The sequence below is a fragment of the Ruegeria atlantica genome (assembly GCF_013033965.1).
Classification (GTDB): domain Bacteria; phylum Pseudomonadota; class Alphaproteobacteria; order Rhodobacterales; family Rhodobacteraceae; genus Ruegeria; species Ruegeria atlantica_D.
In genome coordinates, this window is sequence record NZ_WQFE01000002.1 from 262,926 (window position 1) to 285,051 (window position 22,126).

Consider the following 22,126-nt stretch of genomic DNA (forward strand, 5'->3'; position numbering starts at 1 on the left):
ACCTAGGCGGGATGTTACTCCCGCCTTTATTATTCGCAGATTGAGGAACGTACACGGAACCGGCCATTCGAGCGTTGCGCAGAGAGAGTCGGCAGCGAGCCCAGAATATTCCTTGACGGTGTGAAATTGGCCGTGCAAGCGATTTGGGGTACCCCATTTTGATTGGTGCGTTTACGATATTAGACTGCCGGTAATCTACCCCACGGTGTTTGACTTCTGGCAGTCGCCCAAATCGATTGCGTCCACATCCTGCTTCGTAAGAAATGTGTTCCAGACTTCGTCCGCGAGAACAGCCTGCAAAAGTACTTCTTCAGGGGTGACGCCATAGATGCCTGCATGCGCTGGATTGTCGTCAACTGGATAGTAAACAGCCCGTGCCACAGCTCCATGCGCCTCGATTGTCGCAATGATATCCGGTGTCGCGCCAACACAAAAACACGCTTTGGCCTTGACGTTCATATTGCTGTTTCGAAGCGCTTCGATTGCGCATCGAAGCTGAGCCTCTTCATTGCCTTGGAAGTACTCACACCATGTTACCGACAAGTAATCGTCGACTGGTCTTTCTACGAATGCTTCGGGCAGAGGGCCAAGGTAGTTGTCATCAGCATCGCGGCGCATCCTTGCGTATGGCACGTAGCGAACAACTTTGCTCGGGTTAGGAAGATCGTTGCCCTCACCCGTCAAACCACACCTCTGGCTCAAACGGTGCAAGAACCGCACAGAGTCGATCAGGACGCATCGGAGCAAAAGCAGCTCGCTCCGGTTCATCTGTCTCAAAGGCACGGGTCAGAACCAGCGAAGCTTTCCCACTAGGCAAAAACTCTATGGTCAGTCGATTTGGCCCTTCTGTCCAAGCGGCAGTGACCGATCCTATGCCATTAGTTCCAATGCCCGGACGTTTTCTGGCTTTAGTGAGCACGAGAGCCACCAAAAACGCGCTCAGAGCATTAGAGCTAATGAGTTCGTCTGAACTTTCCCAAGCGTCTTCATCCATGAGGTTAGCAAACTGGCGATTCAGACCGTGTGCGAAGCCACTCGGAAGGTGCATTGAGACATCGGATATTGCATCCTGAACAAATCTAAGCCGCTCTTCTAACGGGCTTCTCGCTGCAGTCGCGGGATCAGTTTCCTCATCGAGATACTGAGAGCCCACCGAACGCTCCAGACGATTGAAAAAACCGTCGATCCTGTCAAATGCTCGCCCGGGCATGAGCGGGCTTCTGGGGAAGTTCATTGTGTCGACAAACGTCATTTCTCTACTCCTCCAAACAGCTCACGAGCCTTATTTGTAAGGCATTCCTCAAATATATGGTTCTTCTGTATCCGCATTTCATCTAGGGTGTCCGTCAACTCAATTCCGCTTGAAGGGACGACTTTCTTTGTGAAGACGTCAATGTCGAGGAGAATTGAGACGTAATCCGGCATGGGCGGTGCTGTAGTCGCGAGTACAAGTGCATAGTGAATGCCAGCTTTCTCAGTTGGCTTCACAACCCTCATCTGGAACTCTTCAATAATGCCGCGATCCTCTCGTGGCCCGTTGAAGTTAAAAGTAACGTAGTCGTCTGTATTTATCCCATTACTGTCGCGACTTGGGATATCGATACGATTGACAAATCGAAGACCGATGCGTTCGAAGGCATCGACTTCAAGTAGTTTTATTACCGGATCAACAAGCGATGTAGCTTGCTCGCTAAAGTAAGCCCAACGGTCGTATGGTGCGCGCTGAACAAAAACAAACTGTCGTTGCTCGAGAAATACAATCTCGGAGCCGTTCCGAAGCGCGACCTCAAAACCCAGTTGCTTTTGCTGGTGCGAGAACTGGCCTTGGTCCACATCAATTGATGCGCCAACTTGGATGCGTGGCTTTGGCTCGTCGAAGCGCTCAAAGGCGGGCAAAGACAATACTTCCTTAAGCTCATCCAATGACTTTTCGGACGACCAACTAAAGGCTAACACCGCTTCCAAAATTGGCGCCTTCTTGTAGCGCACAGATAACCTCTCGAAGTAAGTTAGACGAGCATCAAAAAAACCCGCGACTGCCCATTATTGAATCGAAAAACCCATTCTGATTCAACTGGATAAAACGATTCTATGCCAATGACTTGGCGCATCAAGGCGTTTTCAAAGGTCACGGCATACCAGAATCAAGTGTGACCATCTGACCAGAATAGATGCAATTTATTGTATCACCACTGCGTAAATACATCGTTCTCCCGACAACACATCGTGGATCAAATATTCGCATGAGGGTAATCCCTATCTTCAACCTTGGCGCCGACATCTACGAGCAAGTAGTCTTCCAATTTCGATCAGGTGCAGGAGATGCCTGTACTATGTAAGCGGCGCTGAATGCTTGGATAACAATTTTTACTGCACCTGAGTTGGCTACCTACGGTACCAGTAACAGTCTTTAAACCGTGATAAGCAAGTTAGATCAGCTCGTTGGCATTGTCTCTCACGGTTCAATCATTGTGGTGAGAATTTTGCAGAAAGCCTCAACGCCTGTTGTCGCCTCCGCCCATCTCGCAAACTCAACTACATCCATCCGTCTTTCACCAGTTTCGGACTTAGCGACAAACGACTGAACCGTGCCCAGACGTTCTGCAAGCGCAGCTTGCGTCAAGCCTGCTTGGAGTCTGGCTTCTTTGAGGCCAGCTATCAAAATTTGATGTTCTCTGGTTCTGAGGGATTTCAATGTCAGGTGCCGTATTGATCAGTCGTTGGCGACCTGATAATCCCAAGTTAGAATAATCCCATTTTGGAATAAGGTTGTCTAACTTGCTGAGAAATTTACTGACATTCCTCCTGCTTGCTTTCGCGAGCGCTGCTTCTGCACAGACAGAGACCATGCGTCACAATCTTGAAACTGCATTCCGTGCCCTCAACCATACTTCGCGCGAAGAGGCACAAGCTGAACTCCAACAGCACAACTTGTACCTGCATCAGATTGACGGTCTTTGGGGCGCTGGCACCGAACGAGCTCTATTGGCCGCGTTGTTTATGTTGAATGAAGTTGGAACCGATGTTTCGATCGAGACTGAAGCCGACGCGCAGTATTTCCTCGAACTCATCATTGCTGGTTCCGCACGAGGTTTCATTTTTGGTGAAGCCGATGAGCCTGTGGAGAGTATTGGCTTGCCAAGTTGGTTGGCGAATTACCTGTCCTTTGATGCACAGATCGCCGATTGGCGATATGCAACTTACCAGATCAAAGTCGCGTCTGCCGCAAACTACTACACCGGTTTGATCCAATCCGACGCCCAAGTGCAGCACCTGATCCAATCCGGGCAGTTGCAGATTATCGCGGAACGCATCGCACCATGTATGGATGAGATGATCGAGTTCGGTGTGCAGACCGGGCAAAAACACGCGTCTGATCCTATCTACCCTGATTTTTCGCAAGTGTGCGCAGCACTGGTCCTTCAATAGACCTCAAGACTTGCCAGACGTTACCTAGTCCGAACCTTCTAACCCCCGCTATGACAGGATACAAAATGAAGTTCTTAATCGGCGCGTTCGCCATGATGGTCTGCTTCTATCTTGGCCAATCAATGTTCCGCAGTGGAATACAATTGAAGGCCAATGGTCATAAGATTAGCGGGTGGTTCCGCGTAATCTGTTCAATCCAGTTCATACTAGGTCCACTGATCGGCATGGCGATGATTTTGTCCGCCAATTAGCCACTGACCAACGAGGCGGCCTGGCCTCGGCCTCTGCACCCTCTGACAACGTGTCCCAAGATCGCCACGGCGCAATCGCAGAAACCTCTGGCTCAAACCAACAAGCAATTCAGACATAAAATGAGTAGTGAACGATGGCCTTAACAACCTGCTACGAATGCGAAGCTAAAATCTCTGACCAGGCCGCCGCTTGTCCTAACTGCGGCGCACCGCAACAAACGGTTGAAGACAACGTAGCCACAAAAAGCGCTGCACATGAGCTTGTGAGGGTTGTTGTAGGTTTTGTGGTCGTAAGCTTTATCTTGACGTTTGGGCTGAACTGGTTGTCCCAAGGTGAGCCGCCGAACCCCTTTGAAATGGTCACTGACCTCTTGCGGCAAATGGATTTTGAAGTTGGCGATCTGGATTGCGAGAGCATCCACGATGAAATCATAGCGCTTTCCAAAGAGCAGGTTATTCAGAATAGTGGTGTCACGATGCAGGCCCTCGTGAACATATCGACAGAGTCTCAGTCGCCAAAGGAAGCTTATTGCATAGGTCGCGCGACTTGGTCGAATGGCACCAACAGCAGGGTCGAATACTCAAAAACGTATAGGGACGGAGGGGCGTGGTTTGAGTTTCAAGAGCTGATGTTTTGATGATCTTTTTTGTTTCAAAATCTCAGGCTTAGAGGCACTGCAATGAAAGTTGGCCCATTATTCGCGCCGAAACGTGCTGAGCGGCGCTCTACTGCGCAGAGCATGGCAGTTCCGCTATTTGACACAGTATTTGGCATTGACGCGACGTCCGTGCATCAGCGCCGCGCTCTCAGTCGGACAGCTTTCGTTGCAGTAACCGTCAAACATGACAGCGCACATGCATTGCTGCTGGTCACTAACCAAACGAATAGACAATGCTTGAGGCCGTAGCTTACGTCCCACATCTGTATTGTAGACTCGAGCGGACAAGTTCAGAAAATTCAAACCAACTACTTGAAACTACTTGAAGGTTCCATCAGGTTGAATTCATATTGAAGCACTAAACCAACGAGTTCCTGCATTGTTTGAAGGCCTATCTAAAGAAACAAAAAACCTCCTCAGAGGTCTACTCGACCCCAAAGGAGACACCCAGCAAATCGAAACTTTGAATCGTCTTCGGAAGAGAGTGCCTTTTTCCGAATGCCAACGTGTAAACGACCTATTGCACGACCATCTGCTCTTCAAACATCTTAAACTCCCACCTGAATTCCCCAAAGAACCTTCTAATTTTGAATCTCACGTAAGGTTGACAAGGCAGCCCATCCATAACGAGATTGCTACTTGTGCTTCGCGCTTACGTAAACATCAGGAAAGAATAAACGCAGCTTTAGAGGATTTGTACTCTCTTAACTGCCATCTCGCGGACGGTGATCTATCTAAGGCGTTAATGGAAGTCGACAAAATCGAACATCGCGTTGGTTGTTCCTACTTCTTGATGATCAAGCTTGTGCATATTTACACGCAACTCGAGGAGCTTTCACCTGAAAAAGAAATTTGCGCCAACGCTTTGACGCGGTACGGCTTGTCTGCCAACAATATCGTAGCGCTTTCAATAGCAGATACTATGGGAGAAACGTATGATCTGTTTTCTGTCAGGAAGAACATACTAGGAATTGAGGCACGAAATGGCTTGAATCAATTTACTCTGGATTTGGCCAAATTCGTTCATCTTCCATGCTCTTATAATGTGGGTGATTTTCATAGCAAACTTCAAAGTTTCAATCAATCATCGCTGTTTGATGGTGTAATATTTTCTGCAATACACCATTTTAACTTGAACAAGACAGCACAGTTTAATTTGGGCGGAGATGCTTTTGACGAGATTGAAGAAATTATTGGAGATATCTGGGGCATTATCTCAGGTGAAAATATAAATTTCGGAAAATTGATAAAAGATAGTTATCTCGAAGCCGACTATGGCTTTTACCGCCAGTCGATTACTTGGATCGAGATCGCAGAAGTTTCAAGGTACAGAAATGCAATTGATCGGTATTACCATGATCAAGAGCATCAGATACTAATAAACGACCCCGAAGGTGATGAGTTCATCAGAAATTATTTCGATGGCTTAGTTACCTTTCAACAGTTACTCGAACGTAAGACGCCGCAAACCATAAACCTAAGAAAATTTGACTTCGAAGCTTCTGGAATTTTCTCAAGAACGGCTGGTTTTATACACCTTTTGGAGGAGAGCGAAGGAAAGCTCAACATTTCTTCGAGTGATTTCATGACGTTGATGGGCGTCACGCGTGATGTTGCTAGTATTGCCAACCGTAAGTATCTGGCCAATATTGCGGATGAAAATCCCGACGATCTAATAAAATTTGTCACAAAGTGCTTGATTGCAAGGCGTTCAAAAAAGGATGCTGACACCTTCCTTCTTCGGCGGCTGATCCAGGAAATAGTTATCAAAGACTTCCACTCAGATTTGCTTTCCTTTCTGAAGTTTATTGACCAGACTTCATCTGTAGTCGCTGATTTTGTTTATGAAATGTGCGACGAAGCTTTCCTTAGTCAGCTTTTCAGGCTTTTCGAGGACACGGATAGCTTTTTTGAATGCAGAGCAGATATGCATGAGTGGTTTGGTGAGCGCACCAACGAACCTTTGCTTTTAGAAAGGGCAAAGACACTTAGAATTGATTTAAGGTTGCAAAAAATACGCGGGGAAATCGATGACACACGCGTATACGTTGACCCGAATCGGTATTCTGAATGGCTCCAAGATAACTTTTTTACTGAACTCAGCAGTATCTTGAGGTCTAATAGAATAGCACTATTCGCGTATCTGATTACAGATTCGGATTCCGAGTTGGCACAGCAGCAGAAGCCTGAAGTCAGGATGGCAAATCTGATTTCCAAGGCCTTTGACGAATTTTGCAGCAACACAAAATTTGGGATTGCGTCTTACTTGGGAAGGCGAATTCGGCATGGTACTTTAAAAGGTGCTATGCTGGGTCCGGTGCAGAGTTTGCTGGATGATCCTAAATTTGAAGACCTGCTCAGCAACGATGATAGTGCTAAGGCGATCCACCGTTGGATTTCGAATTATCAGTCAGGGATCGACGAATTAGGTCGGGATTTTCTGCAGATCAACAGTAACAAAAAGCCAAAGGGTTTGTTTGATACAGATGTTTTCAGAAAGGATCGAAGCGATGTTCTTCGAGCCGCTATTCTTGACATTGATCAAACCTATGCTGACACAAAAAGCTACGCTCATGTGAATGCAAAGATCTATAGCTATTGCTGGCGTTTGGCTGAGCGAGACTTGCGTCGAGTCCGAGAGCACTTGGGGAATTGTAAGCAGGTATGGGGAACGTTCAATGCCGCCGAATTTCGTCGATTGGTACCAACGGAGCTAAGAGGCCTCGCCCATGCTTTTACGCGAGAGCTCGGTACTTTGCTGGATGATCGTTTTCGAACGGTTATCAGTTGGTTTAAAGAACCTACGAACCTCTCTCCCAGCGCACCATTGAATTTGCTCTTCGATGCGGTTCAAGCCGAGGTTCAGGAAACCTTCCCCGATTTTTGGCCGTTGGTCGAGTTTGAGAAAAACAGCGACATTCAGCTTTCTGGTGGCACCTACCACTTGCTCTACGACGCCTTATACGTAGTGGTCTATAACGCTGCAAAACATGGAAAAAAACGTGGACAACTACTCTGCGACTTTGGCTTCTCTCAAAGCTCATCTGGTCGCAAAGAACTCGTGATGATGATTTCTTCGGAAGTCTCGCCGGGTGCGACAGACACTGAAGTCAACGACAGCATTAAGCAAGCAATGGAAGGTAGCGACGACGATGCTCTTGTTGTAGAAGGCCGAAGTGGCTTCAAAAAGCTGGCCAGAATGCAGAAAGATACCCAAGAGATGACTGGTTTCAATGTTGTCTGCGTGAACGAAAGAGTTCGAGTAACGTGTAAATTTGGGCTAGTCTACTAATGGTCGATGTCTTGATAGTTGAAGACGATCCGCACAAATCCGAAGAGCTGGTAGAGTTCATTACGTCGGAATTGAATGTGCAGTGGGTCAAGACTGCTGTCTCCGTAAGTGAAGCAATCAAAGAAATAGACAACCAAAAATTTGATTTAGTATTGCTGGACATGGCCTTGCCTAGCCACACGCAGCAACCTGGAAAAGGGCCTCCTTCCTCCTTATTATCCGGCGGCTTAGAAGTAATTCATGAGTTTGATTACACTCAGCGCATTGACCCTATTGTAATTCTAACTCAATACCATGAGGTGGAAATTGATGGGGAGTTAGTCGCCCTAAAGTTTGTAAAGGAGCGACTCTGTTCAATGTTCACAGTGCGTCTTCTAGATTGTGTCCACTACGAAATGGGAAGTGATATGTGGCAGAAAAAGCTTGGTGAAGTGGTGCGCAAACTATGAAAGTTCTTATTGTTGAAGATAATCCAGAGAAGTTGGCTTCTGTTCAGCAAGAAGTCTCTAGCCGATTCTCTGATTTTGCGACCACAATCGATGCAGCTGATTGCCTATCAGAGGCAAGTAAACTGATTTATGAACGGACATACGATCTGATCATACTGGATCTTATGCTTCCATTTCGTCACGGAGATACGCCGACAGACGTTTCAGAGGAAGTATTGGACCTCGTGAAAGGCAGTTCAAACAATCAATCAACCAATGCAATTGCTTTGACCGGGTTCGATGATCTAGTTGATACGAGAATACGTAGCTTTGCAGAAGCAGGCATCGGTCTTGTTCTATTTGACGAAGAACGCCAGCAATGGAAACAGACTCTCGCACTCGAATTGGAGAAAGTAAAAGCGGTTCCCGCCATAGACTTTCTATTTGTTTGCGCTCTTGAAAAAGAGAGACAGGCACTCAAACATTCTGGAGCGACCTTAGGTGCTCCAATAAATTACAGAGGACTCGACTGCATTTCAGTTGAGATTGGGAAGCTTAGGGGGGTATGTGTCCGCACAGCGCGTATGGGGCTAGTAGAGGCCGCAATATGTACCGCAAAGAGTATCGACTACTTCAACCCATCAGTCGTGGCAATGCCCGGTATCTGTGCCGGATTCGATGACGAAACCAAGCTAGGCGCACTTATTGCGTCAGATATTTGCTGGGAATATCAAACGGGGAAATGGACCGATGAAGGCTTCAAAATGGAAGCCTATGGCGTCAATATGTCTCCTGAAGCGCGAAGTGAAATTGCAACCATTCTTGCCGAAGACCCGACTGGCAGCCGTTATAAGGATGGTTTGTTCAACGATGAAGTTTCATCTTCAACAATTCAATTAGCACCTAGCACGTCTGGTTCTGCGGTTGTTAGTAGTGCGGAAGCTATGGAGCGTATTGGCACGCAACACAGGAAAGTTGCCGGCTTGGACATGGAGATGTTCTCGGTTTACCAAGCTGCATCATCGTCGCAACGAAAACCTGTTTTCTTCGGCGCGAAAACAGTCGTAGACTTGGGTGATGCTCAAAAGAACAATCACCTTCAAACACCAGGTTCCGTTCTTTCGGCGCGATTTGTTGTGGATGTTACCAAGAGGTTGGCGAAAAAAAACTTTAAAAGTTGAGACTGGATTTCTTGCCAACTCAAAAGGGTCGCGGATCGGTGCACGCTCGGAGATAAACTGGAGGACGCTCGCAAGTCTGGGTATTGCCAATCGAAAAAATTGGTGAATTCGGCAACAGGAACCACAGGCTACGGAAAGCTCAAATCACACACTGCATTGTTGTGTTTATCCGATTGAGTCATCGATAGCATTGCCAATAGCATTGGCGGCAGCCAGCGCAGGATCGCTGTCAACATGTGCGTAGCGAGCGGTTGTTTGAGTTTGTGTATGGCCTAGCAAGCGCCCGATAATAGGGAGGGCAATACCTTGGCCCACTGCGATACTGGCAGCGGTGTGGCGAAGATCGTGTATCCTGATGTCTTTAAGTGCTGCGGCCTCGCAGATCACCTTCCAAGGTTTTGACAAGTTGACCAACGGTGAATCCTGTTTCTTGCCGGGGAACACGTAAATTGAACCCGGATCGCGCGTTGTCACTTTTTGTCGCCCTAAAATCTTAACTGCACTGTCGCCCAAAAACAGTGGCTTCGCCCCAGTCTTACTATCAGGCAGCAAGATTCGCCGCCGGTCCCAGTCAATCCAATCCCACTCACACTTGGCGATTTCGTTCCGTCGGGCACCTGTCAGCAATAGGAGCCTGATTAGATTAGCTACGTCTGGCCAAATAGCGCCTTCGTCTACTAGATCGCGCAACGCTTTCCCGAGCCGCTCCAGTTCAGGGCCAGATAAGTATCGCTCCCGTGATAGCTCTTCGAACTTCTTAACATAGCGGCATGGGTTAGTTCCCTGTTCTCGCCATTCCCACGCTTCACATCGGTTCATCAATGATGACAACAAGGCCAGCATCCGATTTGCCAAGTATGGCGTTTCACTCAGCGACCGATGTAACCGGCTAACGTCTGATCGTGAAACATCTACAGCTTTGGTGCTGCCCAGTTTCGGACCAATGTGCCGTTCCCAACAAGAGGTGTAATCTCGGATGGTCGCTGGCTTCTTGTTGGCCAGCTCCTCGTGTTCGAATTTCTCCCACGCATCCACAACTCTAGGCGCACCACGTATGGCAAGTTTTTCACCTTGGGGATCTTCGCCGCGTTTCACGGCCGCCAATATTTGTCGCGCATCCTCCTTCGCTTGGTCGAACGGGATTTGCCCATGTGTGCCAATAGTATACCAACGTTGTTTGGCGCGACGTCCACCGCCATAGGAGCGATATTTGACGACGTATCGTTTCGCACCAGAGGGCAGCAGCTTGACGCCAAACCCAGTTAAGCTGTCATCCCAAAGGCAATACGCTTTGTTCTCGTCGCATGTGGCGTTGTCGATTTGTCGTTTAGTCAATTTCATTAGCTTTGGTTCCTCAAAACAGCCACAGCAACCACCTAGCAACCACTGGGCGTAGTACTTTGTGACAAATAGTATGAGGGGGGTGTGGAGAAATCTCAATAAAAACACAGATATTTCAAATGGTTATACACCAATGTGGCGCAGCGTAGAAAACCGTAGAAATGCCGGTTGAACTAACTTTTAATCAGTGGGTCGCAGGTTCGAATCCTGCACGGCTCACCACTTTTCCACCTGCGAACGTAAGCTTGGTGTCATCACCGAGTTGCTGACAGATTTGCCGCTGTCGGTTGCGATTGATTTCGTGAATTTAGCCGCTCGGCCATATCCGACAGGTGCTGACGGCGCTGGGCTATGCCTTCGGATTCGGCTATTTGCAAGTGCTCCAAAAGCTGTGCCCACCGGTGTACCCAGTCATGCTTGTTCAAGGCCGCGGCAAGGTTGATGCGGCGCATCCGATCCAGTTCGGCCGGGTCGTCCAGCAGTTTGACGATCTGATCGACCGCCTCGTCCGGGTCCTCTGACAATCTGACAACTGATTCAGGCCAGTCAAAATACTGACGATAGTCGTCGGTATCCGGCGCATACCCGACCTGAGCGGCCCCGCCCGCAATGCCTTCGACATGCCGCGGGCCCCACGCAACGTTGCCACGTTTTTGATCCGCGTGACCAATCTTGGCGATATCGACCATGAAGAGCTTTGTATGCTGGACCAGATTTGCCAGCAGATCACGGTGCACGGTGTGATCGGCAGCGATCGGAGGTTTGGTGGCTGAATCGTATAAATAGAATCCCGCGCGATCCTTGATGACTTTCAACAGCCTTTCATGGATTTCGGGGCGTCGCCTGCCCATGCAATACACATCGATTGGTCGGTCCGCAGCCAGAGTTTCCGGCGCGAACCGAACCATGTCGGCCGCTCCCGGAAGGTGAATGACCGGTTTACCGGTAACCCGGTGTAACGCGTCGCAGGTCTCGGCAAAGGCGCATCCGATAAGGTCGAAATCCGCAAGTGTCCGAACCAGCGGCATATGACGTTCCAGTTCCTGGGTCCAAACCTCTTCCAGAACGCAGATCGCGACACCGCAGCGGTCCCGCCAATTGGGAAGCGCGTCAAGCACCAGCAGCTCCTGAGGTTTTTGAACATCGCAAAAGAAGATGTCGTAGTCCCGGTCAAGGCGTGTCTTGGGAACACCGGACGGCCAATATCTGAATAGGTCCGTCCGCTTTGAAAGCCAGCGTTTCGGATTGTAGGGCAGTCGTGGTTCCCTGGCGCGTCGGGGCGAGAGGATATCGGCGGTTTCAATGTTGGCGATCACGTCCTCGAACTCGAATCCAGAACAGCGGGATACGTTGTCGTTCAGATTGCGTTGGGAAAAGATCAAAACCTCTCGGGACGGTGGTATGGGCACGGCTGGGCTGGTCAAACGCTTAATCCTTTAGGAAAAAATATAGACATAATACACATCCCGAGAGGTACCGTTTCAAAGAAAATATTGGCAGGGTTTCCGGCTGGGGTGCCGTTTGGCCCGCTGAACGAACAAGTTTTCCGCACGCGGCATAAGCTACATTCGATGCTCGCCGAAAACTATGGAAAACACAGGGCGTGTCTGCTTAAGTTTCAGTGTCAGGCGCTCTCTTCAGGATCCTTGCAAAGCGGCGAACTCGCCCGGACATCTTTGCCAGATTTCAAGGCAGCCGGCTGGCGTATTGTTTGCGTGCCGTTGAAAAAGGCGGAATTTTAATGATTTTTACTGAAACCCCTTTGAAGGGTGCATTTGTTGTCGACCTGAAGGAAATTTCGGACGACCGTGGGTTCTTTGCCCGCGCCTTCTGCGCGAATGAGTTCGAAGAGCATGGCCTAAAGCCAGCCATCGCCCAGGTAAACCTTTCATTTAATGAGAAAAAAGGAACGATCCGTGGACTTCACTATCAACAGTCCCCGGCGACCGAGGCCAAGTTCATGCGCTGCATTACAGGCGCGATTTATGATGTGATTGTGGACCTGCGACCTGACAGTCCAACTTATCATCAGCATTTTGGAATTGAGCTTTCGGCGCAGAACAGGCGCGCGCTTTACGTGCCCGAGATGTTCGCACATGGCTATCTTGCGCTGACTGACGGGGCGCAGGCTTTCTATTCAGCCAGTGCGTTCTACACCCCGGGTGTCGAGCAGGGGATTCGATACAATGACCCTGCTTTGGGTATACAATGGCCAATACCTATCACGACTGTTTCCGAAAAAGACGCCAGCTGGCCATTGCTTGACGCCTGATCCCAGAACAGATTCTCAGAACGGTAGACCACTGCATGACGAGCTCGAAAAAGGATACAACCAAAGTGCTGGTGACGGGGGCCGCTGGCTTTATTGGCCGTGCCTGCGTTCGACAACTCGCAGATGCCGGTCATTCGGTGATTGCCACCTATCGCAGTGATCCGCATCCTGACGTTGATGGCGACGCGAGTTGGGTTCAGGTCGATATGACTGATGCAACAGCGGTTGCGGCAGTCTTACAAGAGCACAAGCCCAGTCATCTGTTGGCGCTGGCCTGGTACATGGGACCAGGCAATCAGCAAGCCTTGGACAATTTCCAATGGATGCATCATTCAATCGACCTGCTGTTTGCCTTTGCCAAAGCCGGTGGCCAGCGCGTGACCTTTTGCGGGTCGTGCATGGAGTACGATTGGAGCGGAACGACAAAGCTGCGTGAAGGATTTACGCCTCTTGATCCGGCTACCGAGTATGGGGCGGCAAAGGCGGGGCTATCCGTTGCTTTGGGCCGGATGTGTGGTGCGCTGGGCCTTTCGGGTGCCTGGGCGCGACCTTTCTTTCTGTACGGGCCGGGTGAAAACCCCAAGCGCCTCGCGGCGGATGTCATTGTGTCCTTGTTGGAGGGTCGCGAGGCACTGTGTACCCATGGGCGGCAGAAACGGGACTTTCTGCATGTCGAAGATGTGGCCAGTGCGATGGTTGGATTGTTGAACAGCAATCTCGAAGGGCCGTTTAACATCGGCAGTGGCACAGCCATTCCGCTGGCTGAACTGATTATGGAAATCGCTCGCCAGATCGGCGCGGAAGATTTGGTTCGCCTGGGGGCCCGCGAGGCGCGCGCGGGCGATCCGCCATTGGTCGAGGCCGACAATACGCGTTTGCGCGACATGCTGGGTTGGACCCCGAAATTCACATTGGAAACCGGAGTTGCGGACACCATCGCATGGTGGCGCCGCGAAATTGCGAGAGAAAATTGATATGAGCAACGAAAATATAGTTATTCTTGGGTCCGGCATGGCCGGTTTGGGTGCGGCCCACCAATTGCATGGTCAGGGCATTCGTTCGCGGATGTATGACAAAAACAGTTTTCCCGGCGGGCACACCGCCACCTTCGTTCATGACAGCGGTTTCATCTTTGATGATGGCCCGCATATCTCGTTCTCAAAAGACCCGCGTATTCAGGACCTGTTCGCTGAAAATGTTAGTGGTGCGTACGAAAAGCTGCAGGCTTACGTAAACAACTATTACCACGGCGCGTGGGTCAAGCATCCGGCGCAGGCCAATCTGCACAACTTGCCGGACGAGTTGAAAACACAGTGCATTCTGGATTTCATCGAAGCGTCGAAGAAAGAAGTGGTCGAGAAACCGGCCAACTATCTGGAATGGCTCATTTCGGTTTTTGGAGAGACCTTCGCTACACATTTCCCGGCGGTTTACGGCAAAAAGTACCACACGGTCGATGCCGACCAGATGAGTACGGTCTGGATGGGGCCGCGGCTGTATCGTCCGTCGATGGACGAGGTTATCCGCGGCGCTGTTTTCGCGGAAACGCCGGATGTGCACTATATCACCGATTTCCGGTATCCGACCGAGGGTGGTTTTATCTCGTACCTAAAGCCCTTCATGGAGAAGTCAGAACTACATCTGGATCACAAAGTGGTCGCGATCGACCCTGTTGGGAAGACCGTCCAGTTCGAGAATGGCGTGACAGAGCATTACGGTCAGCTGATCTCGTCCATTCCGCTGCCCGATCTGATCCCGATGGTCAAAGGCGCGCCGCAGCATGTTCTGGATGCGGCTGCCAAACTGGCCTGTACAACATGCGTCACCGTCAACCTGGGGCTTGCGCGGGATGATTTCACACCTGCGACCTGGACCTACATCTATGACGAAGACATCGTGTTCACGCGTCTCAGCTTTCCACACAAGATGTCGACCAAGACTTGCCCGCCGGGATGTGGCTCTATTCAGGCCGAATGCTACTATTCTCACAAGTACAGACCGTTGGATGTGTCACCACAGGATTTGATCCAGCCGGTGATCGACGATCTGGTCAAGATCGGTCTGATCAAAGAGGACGAGGAAATCCTGCACACCGATGCTCGTCTGATCACCCATGCCAACATCATCTTCGACCTCGATCGTGAAGAGGCGCTGCCGATTGTACACAAATGGCTGGATGAGGTCGGTATAACTTATGTCGGCCGGTTTGGCGAATGGGGGTACCAGTGGACGGATGAGGCGTTCAAATCCGGCGAACGGGGTGCCCGGACCGTTATGGAAACGCTCCAGGCTGTGTAAATCAAGGAGTGCCGATCACGATGCGACCGGCACGGTTCTGCGAAAATCCTGATCCAGCTGGTCTTCCTGCAACAGCGCCTCCAGTTGGGCCAGACGTTTGTATTTCCGGCCCTCGAAGTCGTCTACTTTCAGATCGCAGGCTTTGACCGCCTCATACAGCTGCTGTGCGCCCCGAGCCGCATCCCATTTGGGTTCGAACCCCGGAATGCATTTCTCGATCTTGGCAGAGCTGACGCGGTACGACCGGTTGTCTGGCCCGGCATCGGCGGCATAGTCGATCTGGGCGCCGGGCACGGTGTCGGCCACGATTTCGGCCAGGTCTTTGATCTGATAATTGTTTTCAGTGCGGCAAACGTTGAACGCCTCGCCCGAAATCACCTTTGGGTCGGCTTCAAGCGTGGCAAGGAAAGCGCGGGCCATATCCTCGACATGGATGATCGGCCGCCACGGCGTGCCGTCCGACATCATCAGAATGCGGCCCGAGGTATAGGCGTGTGCGATCAGATTGTTCAGCACGATGTCAAACCGCATCCGCGGGCTTGCCCCGTAGGCCGTGGCAAAGCGCAGGAAAGTCGGAGTGAACGTCTCATCCGCCAGCGGTTTCAGATCCCGTTCGGCCAGCACCTTGGACACGCCGTAGTCAGTCTGCGGATTAAGCTGGCCGTTCTCGTCGACGAACTCCTCTCCCGCGCGGCCATAATTCGAACAGGATGAGGCGAACACGAAACGAGAAACGCCGGCGGCTTTTGCCTGTTTAGCCACGTGGATTGTTCCCTCGTGGTTGATCTGCTGTGTCAGGCCCGGGCGCAACTGGCCCAGCGGGTCGTTTGACAGGGCCGCCAGATGCACAACCGCGTCAAAACCTTTCAGGTCCTCGACCGTCAGATCGCGGATGTCCTTGCCAATGTTCGGAATGTCGGGAACGTCCCCTCCAGGCGCGAAATCGGCCCGGTCAAAGAGATTTATATCGCACCCAGTCACCTGGATTCCCGCCGCGGCCAAGACCGGGGCGGTGACCGTCCCCACGTAGCCGAGATGACCCGTTAACAGGACCTTCTGAATGTTCCCATGTTGCCCACGGTCGGTTGCCATTTTTCCACATCTCCTCAAGCCGGCGTTTGTCCGCCAGGTGATCCATACAATACCAGAAGCCGGGATGGCGGTACGCCATCAACTCGCCCATCTCCATCAGCCTGGGCAGCGGTCCTTCTTCCCACATGATTTCGTCGCCATTGACGCTGGCGACGGCATCGAACACTTCGGGTTCCAGCACGAAGAAACCGCCATTGATCCAGTCGGCTGCGGTCTCGGGCTTTTCCATGAACCCTTCGACCAGCCCATCCTCGCGCACCTGCAGGTGACCGAAGGTGGTCAGCGGGCGGACCATGGTGATGGTTGCCAATTTGCCATGCGATCTGTGAAACGCGAGCAGGGCATCCAGATCGACATTTGACACCCCATCGCCATAGGTCAGCATGAAAGTCTCGCCACCCAGATAAGGTTGAAGCCGGGCCAGACGGCCACCTGTCATCGTGTCCATGCCAGTGTCGATCAGATCCACGGTCCAGGGCGGCGTTTCCACGTCCCGGGCACCGTTGATATAGTCTGGTTCGCCGAACAGTTCTCGCTTGTCGAAGTCGATGCGCAGATTGCCCTCGTATTGGCACAGGTTGGAAATGTAGCGTTTGATCAGGTCGCCCATGTACCCCAGCGCCAGTACGAATTCGTGGTGACCATAGGTCGAATAATGCTGCATGATGTGCCACAGGATCGGTCGGTTGGCGATTTCAACCAAGGGCTTGGGGCGTACACGGGTTTCCTCGATCAGGCGAGAACCCTTGCCGCCGGCAAATATTGCTGTCTTCAATTGCGCCTCCTCAGAGGATTGGACGATTAGAAAAAGACTCAAAGTACGAATGCCAAAAGTGCACACCACCGGGGCGGTTGCTGTCAATTGTTCTGCCCGGGTCGTGTCAGTAGAAATGTACTACTTTTCGAAACAATGGGATCAATTTAACGAAAAATGAATAGTTTTGGAAACTCTTCCTGCCATGACGTTCAAACGACTGACCCACCTTGCAGTCTTGCGCTGCGACGCAAGGCTTTGGCGACGAGGCTGATCTTTGTTCCGTATGCTACAAAGAACATCCAACTGTCGCTAAGCCTGCTGAGTATGGAACTTTCGGTAATGTTAGAGAAAAAATAGAGCATCCCCAAAACGAAAACAAAAACGAACGCGTCCCTCTGCGGGATGTAGCGCATGCAGTAGAAGACTGAGAAAAACAGGCGAAAAAACGCACAAAATAAGAGTATTACCCCAACGAAACCAACATTCAGAAACGTTTCGAGCAACCCGTTGTGTGAGTAATGAGGCGGGTACTCCAGCTTCATTGCGTAGTAGAGGGCATAGGTTCCCTCCTCGTACCAGTGGGCAGCATATCCGTAGCCGACCCAGAACCGTTCGGTGACAAAGGGCCAGACCAGTTCCCATGTCGGGATTCGGTCCGACAGAGTTGGTTTACGGCCGATCAGCCCGAAAATTGGCTCGGCAATGGGGGACGCAAGAATGAACGTCACCACCCCAACCATGAAGGCGGAAGACAATATGTATGTAATGGCCCAAATTGTTTCCCTCTTCGGCATGATTTGACTGGCGAGCATGGCGGACATCGAAAGAATTGCCACGATCTGCGAGGTGCGCGATTGAGACATCACCAAAAGGAACAGTGAGAGGACAAGCCCGGCAACAAAGACCGCCTTCAACCGTCCGGTGAATTGCCAAGAGGCATAGTAGCAAGACACCATGCCCAGAGCGGCAGCAAGACCAAAACCGTTTTTGTGTACATAGATGCCGTTCCAGACATCGTCCCACGGAGGGATCCCGCGGGCTTGGGGCAACGCAATAATAGCGCCCAGCGACAGCAACATCGTCGCGGCAAAAAAGATCGAAATGAACAGCAACAGCCCGCGCAGTGACATCATACTGCCCAGGGCCAAAGCAAATGCCGAGGTGACGACCAGAGGGATGCACCGTTGTATTGTGTGCCGTGGGTAGTCGCTCCAAACAATTGATAAGACGGCAAATAAAACCATCAGCGCAATCTCGGGCGAGGCAAGCACGCCGCGAATAAAATGCTTGAAATACAAAAGCGTAATCGCCAGCAGCGGGATAAGAAGGATGACTTCGACCTTCTTGGCCATTGGATGCTGCCACAAGACGATTGAGATAAAGTCCGTTCCGATCATCAACATGACCACCATCCCCACCGCCAGGATAAGGTGATGGAACAAAAGTCCTGCGGACTGCTGCGACGGAATGTTTACATTGGCAAGCGTCATGAATGTGTCTTGAATGGCCAAACGCTCAATTCCCGAGCAAGGCACTAACTGTTGAACTGTTTAATCTACGTAAGAGCGACAGGCTGACTGAAAATGACGCGCCAAACCTATCTGAGCTGCATTAGCATGATACCCGCCAATCGGCGTGTGTGAAGCTTTGTTTCGAAACAATCAGCACCCTCTGAATCGACAAAGAAGGGTGTCTATGCCTAAAAAGACATCGTGCCAGACCGGATTGTGGGTCTTAAAAGTACAAAATTTGGCACACTGCAAAAGCGCTACGTGATAGTTATTCGCATCGCGGTATTTTGGTTAAAATAGTTTTTCGCCCATGTCGGGCGGTTGGGTGAGAGTTTATGAATGTTCGGCAGCTAAAGACGGTAAATCACTTCCAATGACGTGGTATTTTGCCCCCAGAATGCTGTCGGCATTAATCGCAATCGCGATCCTGATTGTTCTGACACGCGTGTTGGGGCCTGCGGATTTCGGGCGGTACAACCTGACGCTTCTTCTGGGAAACCTGATTTTTTCCTTCACGTTCCATTGGCTTGCCATCGCTATCGGCAGGTTCCATCACTCGAAAGAGTTCGAAGGCAGGACGATCGCGTCCGTGCTTGGTACGTCGGTCGCGTTGGCGTTGGCGCTGTTGGTTTTTGCCAGTCTCATTCCTTTGATTGTTCCGGGCTCCTGGATCGACAGCCTGTTTTTTGCCGCTGTGTATTGCGTCAGCCACGCAATGCACGAATTGGGAACGGCCTGCCTGCGCCAATACAATGAAGGGCCCAAATACGCGGCGGTTACGCTACTGCGGCATTTGCTGGGCGTATCGCTTGCCGTCCTATTCGTATTGAACGGGGGCGGCTACCAAAGTGCCTTGATCGGAATGTCGCTGGGCGCAGCGTTGCCGGGCGCTTATGCCTTGCTGATTGCACTTCGAAGATCGGGTATCGAAGTTCCCAGCTACTCGGCGTTGAAAGCCTATTTGTTATTTGGTTTTCCCGTCGCCGTGGTCTCGTCGACCGCAACGTTTTTTGCGATGTCAACGCAGTCTCTGTTGGCGATTTTTGCAGGCATGGAGTTCGCCGGGTATTTTGCGGCTGCCCAGTCTCTTGCTTCGCGGACGTTGCGGTTGCCGATGGATACCTTGTCGCGCGTTGTGGGTCCATCGGTTTTTGAGGAACTGGAAGTCCGTGGAACCGCCTCTTCGAACGCGGTGCTGACGCGCTACTTTTCGTTCCTGATGCTAATCGCGATGCCAATCGTTGCCGCACTGGTCTGCGCCGCAGATGTTTTTGCAAATTTGATGTTTGAACCCGCTTTTGCGTCTCAAACACAAGGGTTCTTGCGGGTTCTGGCCCTGGCATCATTGGCTTTCGGCTTGCAAGGCGCGTATTTGAGCTTTTCGTTTTCCAGATCCAAAAAGACGGGGCTTCAGCTTGGAATCACCATCTGCTCATTGGCCGTGCACGTCGGGCTCTCGTTTGTTTTCATTTACCTGTTTGGAGCGTCAGGAGCTTCGCTGGCGTTTTTGGTAAGCGGTGTGCTTGGGCTTGTCGCCTATTACTACTTCGGAAGTAGAATTGACCCCATTACCATTCCGATCGACGAAGTGATCAAGGCTTTGGTCGGTGCGATGGCATTTGCGCCATTTGGTTTCTGGGCCGACGCACTGACCGATGTTCCTGCGCAATTCGGGGTATTGACGCTTGGCGCGCTGGTCATGTTTGCAGTCTTGGTCGGCGTACGACAAACGGCAGCTGTGGCGGTGTTTCGGAAGGCAACCCGGTGGTTTGCCCTAAGCGGATTTTCCTCCTGATTTACTTTGCAGAACGACATCCACATCAAAACAAAGGTCCTGGCGAACCCCCTCCGGCCAGATGCCATGCGAAATTCCGCTTATACGCGCCCCTGGGTGCTGTGGCTGGTTTGGTTTTCGTTTCTGATTTGAGCGCTGTCACGATTGGCAAAAGTGTCATGAGAGTTGATCTCCTTGGCCCTGCGCTGTCCTTCGTTTGCGCGGGCAGGTTAAGTATATGAAAACCAGTAGAAACCGCTGACCGACAACGAACCGCGAAACTTCTTGCTTGGTTTTGAGCCACCGTCGGACAAGCTGTTTCTTCGGGCTATACGAGCTATCGTTGTCTGCTTCCGAACGGGGATCAAAAGGCCAGCCTCAATACTGATTGTGACTTCAGAACATGTGTTTGTTGGGGGTCATCTTTTTACAGGAGGTGGGGCACTTGAATGCCTGCCCCAAAATGTACACATTCCAAGCCTAAACTGGGCAGATGCAGAATCGTTACTGAATTCCGAAAGCAAGAGCTAAGAACAATGGTTGCCGTGTATTTATTGTCGGGTCCCCTGGTTTTCGCGCTGTGTTTTGTCGCATTTCTGCTGCGCGGCGCAGGCTTGGGCGAGGCCGCGATTTCCAGCATCCTGATCGGATGCCTGGCGCCTGTTTTGCTTGCTTGCTTGCACGTCGCCTTTAACAGCAAACTACGCCTGAAAATCATCAACAAGTTGCCGGTAAAATCCCGCAACTGAGAAATCTTCTCGTCAAATGACGCGCGCACCAGACTGATCTGCCCGCAAGACCGGTATCGTTGCTCCTGTGGAAGCTGTTCATTTACTTGGCACAATGGGCGTGCACATGCCTATTCTTAACAAATATGTTGTCACTTAAGGTTATAAGTGCGATATTTTTTAAGGTTATGAACGCTTGGCATTTTTAGGTGAGTCGGACCAGAACTCTTGGGTAAGCGCAATTATAAGCGTCCGGTCCCAGGTCTATCGAGCGAAAAGTAGTTGAACATTGCCTTGGTTTGCCATTGTGGCGGGCAATAGTCGGAAGTGAGTGTCGCGCGCGGTTGGTGCCCGTGCGCTGTTAGTATTGTGTGCTGTGTTAGTTTTGGGGGTTATTATGAACCAAATACGAGGTTCTTTTGAGTTAGAAGACACCAATATTTATCAACCAAGTCAAAGCTCTACAAAGAATAAAGACGACTATTTTAATCTGAGAAGTTTTTATGCGATCAAAGGCAAGCGTCTCTTGGACATTGTCTTGGTGCTGGTTGGTGCGCCCTTTGTTTTGCCGCTTATGTTTGCAATCGCGGTTTTGATTAAGTTGGACGGTGGAGCGGTCATATTTCGGCAGCGCCGCGTCGGCTTAGGTGGACGCGAGTTTGATTTCCTGAAGTTTCGTTCGATGATTCCAGATGCGGACGGTTTTCTCGAGAAACACTTGAGCAAAAATCCTGCCGCTGCCGCGGAATGGGAAACAAAGCAAAAGTTGGACAATGATCCGCGCGTTACAAAACTTGGTCGCTTTATCAGAACGACGTCGTTGGACGAGTTGCCGCAGCTCTGGAACGTGCTTGTCGGAGACATGAGCTTGGTCGGCCCGCGACCGATGATGCCGGAACAGAAGGCTCTTTACCCCGGTCACGACTACAATCTGATGAAACCAGGAATAACGGGGCTGTGGCAAGTGTCGAAACGGAACGAGGTCGAGTTCTCGCATCGTGCGGTTTATGACAGCGACTATGCGCGCAGCATCGGATTCTGGGTCGACCTCAAAATTCTTTATCGGACCATCGGGGCCGTGTGTAGCGGCACCGGTCGCTGAAATGGTAGGAT

Annotated in this window: 20 protein-coding genes; 11 read left to right on the forward strand and 9 right to left on the reverse strand. The window is 50.9% G+C overall.

Going from position 1 to position 22,126, the window contains the following annotated elements:
* Positions 1–195: 195 nt before the first annotated feature.
* The 4 genes from GOW16_RS05190 to GOW16_RS05205 form a co-directional block, all read right to left on the reverse strand.
* Entirely contained in the window at positions 196–618 is a 423-nt protein-coding gene (locus GOW16_RS05190) for a hypothetical protein (RefSeq protein ID WP_170411308.1), read from the reverse strand.
* A 55-nt stretch (positions 619–673) separates the two neighbouring features.
* On the reverse strand, positions 674–1,252 hold the full coding sequence (locus GOW16_RS05195) for a hypothetical protein (protein ID WP_170411311.1): 579 nt from the start codon (positions 1,250–1,252) through the stop codon (positions 674–676).
* Entirely contained in the window at positions 1,249–1,989 is a 741-nt protein-coding gene (locus GOW16_RS05200; protein ID WP_170411314.1) for a TIGR04255 family protein, read from the reverse strand. The genes GOW16_RS05195 and GOW16_RS05200 overlap by 4 nt, the downstream gene beginning before the upstream one ends.
* Positions 1,990–2,455: 466 nt before the next feature.
* On the reverse strand, positions 2,456–2,695 hold the full coding sequence (locus GOW16_RS05205) for a helix-turn-helix domain-containing protein (RefSeq protein ID WP_170411318.1): 240 nt from the start codon (positions 2,693–2,695) through the stop codon (positions 2,456–2,458).
* A 74-nt stretch (positions 2,696–2,769) separates the two neighbouring features.
* Here GOW16_RS05205 and GOW16_RS05210 point away from each other — a divergent pair, with 74 nt between their 5' ends.
* The 5 genes from GOW16_RS05210 (at position 2,770) to GOW16_RS05230 (ending at position 9,240) form a co-directional block, all read left to right on the forward strand.
* Complete coding sequence (locus tag GOW16_RS05210) at positions 2,770–3,429, forward strand: hypothetical protein (protein ID WP_170411321.1); 660 nt, start codon at positions 2,770–2,772, stop codon at positions 3,427–3,429.
* A 385-nt stretch (positions 3,430–3,814) separates the two neighbouring features.
* Positions 3,815–4,318: a hypothetical protein gene (locus GOW16_RS05215; protein WP_170410590.1), complete on the forward strand. Its 504-nt coding sequence runs from the start codon at positions 3,815–3,817 to the stop codon at positions 4,316–4,318.
* Between the two features lie 766 nt (positions 4,319–5,084).
* Entirely contained in the window at positions 5,085–7,631 is a 2,547-nt protein-coding gene (locus GOW16_RS05220) for a hypothetical protein (RefSeq protein ID WP_170411324.1), read from the forward strand.
* Positions 7,631–8,080: a response regulator gene (locus GOW16_RS05225; protein ID WP_170411327.1), complete on the forward strand. Its 450-nt coding sequence runs from the start codon at positions 7,631–7,633 to the stop codon at positions 8,078–8,080. Before GOW16_RS05220 ends, GOW16_RS05225 begins: the two co-directional genes overlap by 1 nt.
* A complete protein-coding gene (locus tag GOW16_RS05230; protein ID WP_170411330.1) occupies positions 8,077–9,240 on the forward strand; it encodes a phosphorylase family protein in 1,164 nt (387 codons plus the stop codon). Before GOW16_RS05225 ends, GOW16_RS05230 begins: the two co-directional genes overlap by 4 nt.
* Positions 9,241–9,405: 165 nt before the next feature.
* Here the strand turns inward: GOW16_RS05230 and GOW16_RS05235 are convergent, their stop codons facing one another.
* Together GOW16_RS05235 and GOW16_RS05240 are read right to left on the reverse strand one after the other, a co-directional pair.
* Positions 9,406–10,581 (reverse strand): site-specific integrase, encoded by a 1,176-nt coding sequence (locus GOW16_RS05235; RefSeq protein WP_170411333.1) that lies wholly within the window; start codon positions 10,579–10,581, stop codon positions 9,406–9,408.
* A 254-nt stretch (positions 10,582–10,835) separates the two neighbouring features.
* Positions 10,836–12,005 carry a glycosyltransferase gene (locus GOW16_RS05240; protein ID WP_170411336.1) on the reverse strand — a complete coding sequence of 390 codons (1,170 nt, stop codon included), beginning with the start codon at positions 12,003–12,005 and terminating at the stop codon, positions 10,836–10,838.
* Between the two features lie 317 nt (positions 12,006–12,322).
* Between GOW16_RS05240 and rfbC the strand changes: the two genes are divergently transcribed.
* From rfbC to GOW16_RS05255, 3 genes are read left to right on the forward strand one after another with little or no spacing between them, the layout of a single operon-like run.
* On the forward strand, positions 12,323–12,853 hold the full coding sequence (rfbC, locus tag GOW16_RS05245) for a dTDP-4-dehydrorhamnose 3,5-epimerase (protein ID WP_170411339.1): 531 nt from the start codon (positions 12,323–12,325) through the stop codon (positions 12,851–12,853).
* 35 nt (positions 12,854–12,888) lie between these two features.
* Positions 12,889–13,827, forward strand: coding sequence for an NAD-dependent epimerase/dehydratase family protein (locus GOW16_RS05250; RefSeq protein ID WP_170411344.1), 939 nt, complete (start codon positions 12,889–12,891; stop codon positions 13,825–13,827).
* Position 13,828: 1 nt separating this feature from the next.
* Positions 13,829–15,151 (forward strand): protoporphyrinogen/coproporphyrinogen oxidase, encoded by a 1,323-nt coding sequence (locus GOW16_RS05255; RefSeq protein WP_170411347.1) that lies wholly within the window; start codon positions 13,829–13,831, stop codon positions 15,149–15,151.
* Between the two features lie 15 nt (positions 15,152–15,166).
* Here GOW16_RS05255 and GOW16_RS05260 read toward each other — a convergent pair whose 3' ends face one another.
* The 3 genes from GOW16_RS05260 to GOW16_RS05270 all read right to left on the reverse strand — a co-directional run bounded on the left by GOW16_RS05260 (position 15,167) and on the right by GOW16_RS05270 (position 18,490).
* Positions 15,167–16,177, reverse strand: a complete 1,011-nt coding sequence (locus GOW16_RS05260; RefSeq protein ID WP_368039873.1) for an NAD-dependent epimerase/dehydratase family protein — start codon at positions 16,175–16,177, stop codon at positions 15,167–15,169.
* Entirely contained in the window at positions 16,104–17,018 is a 915-nt protein-coding gene (locus GOW16_RS05265) for a sugar phosphate nucleotidyltransferase (protein WP_217354515.1), read from the reverse strand. The genes GOW16_RS05260 and GOW16_RS05265 overlap by 74 nt, the downstream gene beginning before the upstream one ends.
* Before the next feature lie 191 nt (positions 17,019–17,209).
* Positions 17,210–18,490, reverse strand: coding sequence for an O-antigen ligase family protein (locus tag GOW16_RS05270; RefSeq protein ID WP_170411353.1), 1,281 nt, complete (start codon positions 18,488–18,490; stop codon positions 17,210–17,212).
* Between the two features lie 394 nt (positions 18,491–18,884).
* On the opposite strand from GOW16_RS05270, the gene GOW16_RS05275 reads away from it, so the two are divergent.
* The 3 genes from GOW16_RS05275 to GOW16_RS05285 all read left to right on the forward strand — a co-directional run bounded on the left by GOW16_RS05275 (position 18,885) and on the right by GOW16_RS05285 (position 22,115).
* Positions 18,885–20,306 (forward strand): oligosaccharide flippase family protein, encoded by a 1,422-nt coding sequence (locus GOW16_RS05275; RefSeq protein ID WP_170411357.1) that lies wholly within the window; start codon positions 18,885–18,887, stop codon positions 20,304–20,306.
* A gap of 515 nt (positions 20,307–20,821) precedes the next feature.
* Positions 20,822–21,034: a hypothetical protein gene (locus GOW16_RS05280; RefSeq protein ID WP_170411360.1), complete on the forward strand. Its 213-nt coding sequence runs from the start codon at positions 20,822–20,824 to the stop codon at positions 21,032–21,034.
* A 376-nt stretch (positions 21,035–21,410) separates the two neighbouring features.
* Complete coding sequence (locus GOW16_RS05285; RefSeq protein WP_170411364.1) at positions 21,411–22,115, forward strand: sugar transferase; 705 nt, start codon at positions 21,411–21,413, stop codon at positions 22,113–22,115.
* The last annotated feature ends 11 nt before the right edge of the window (positions 22,116–22,126 follow it).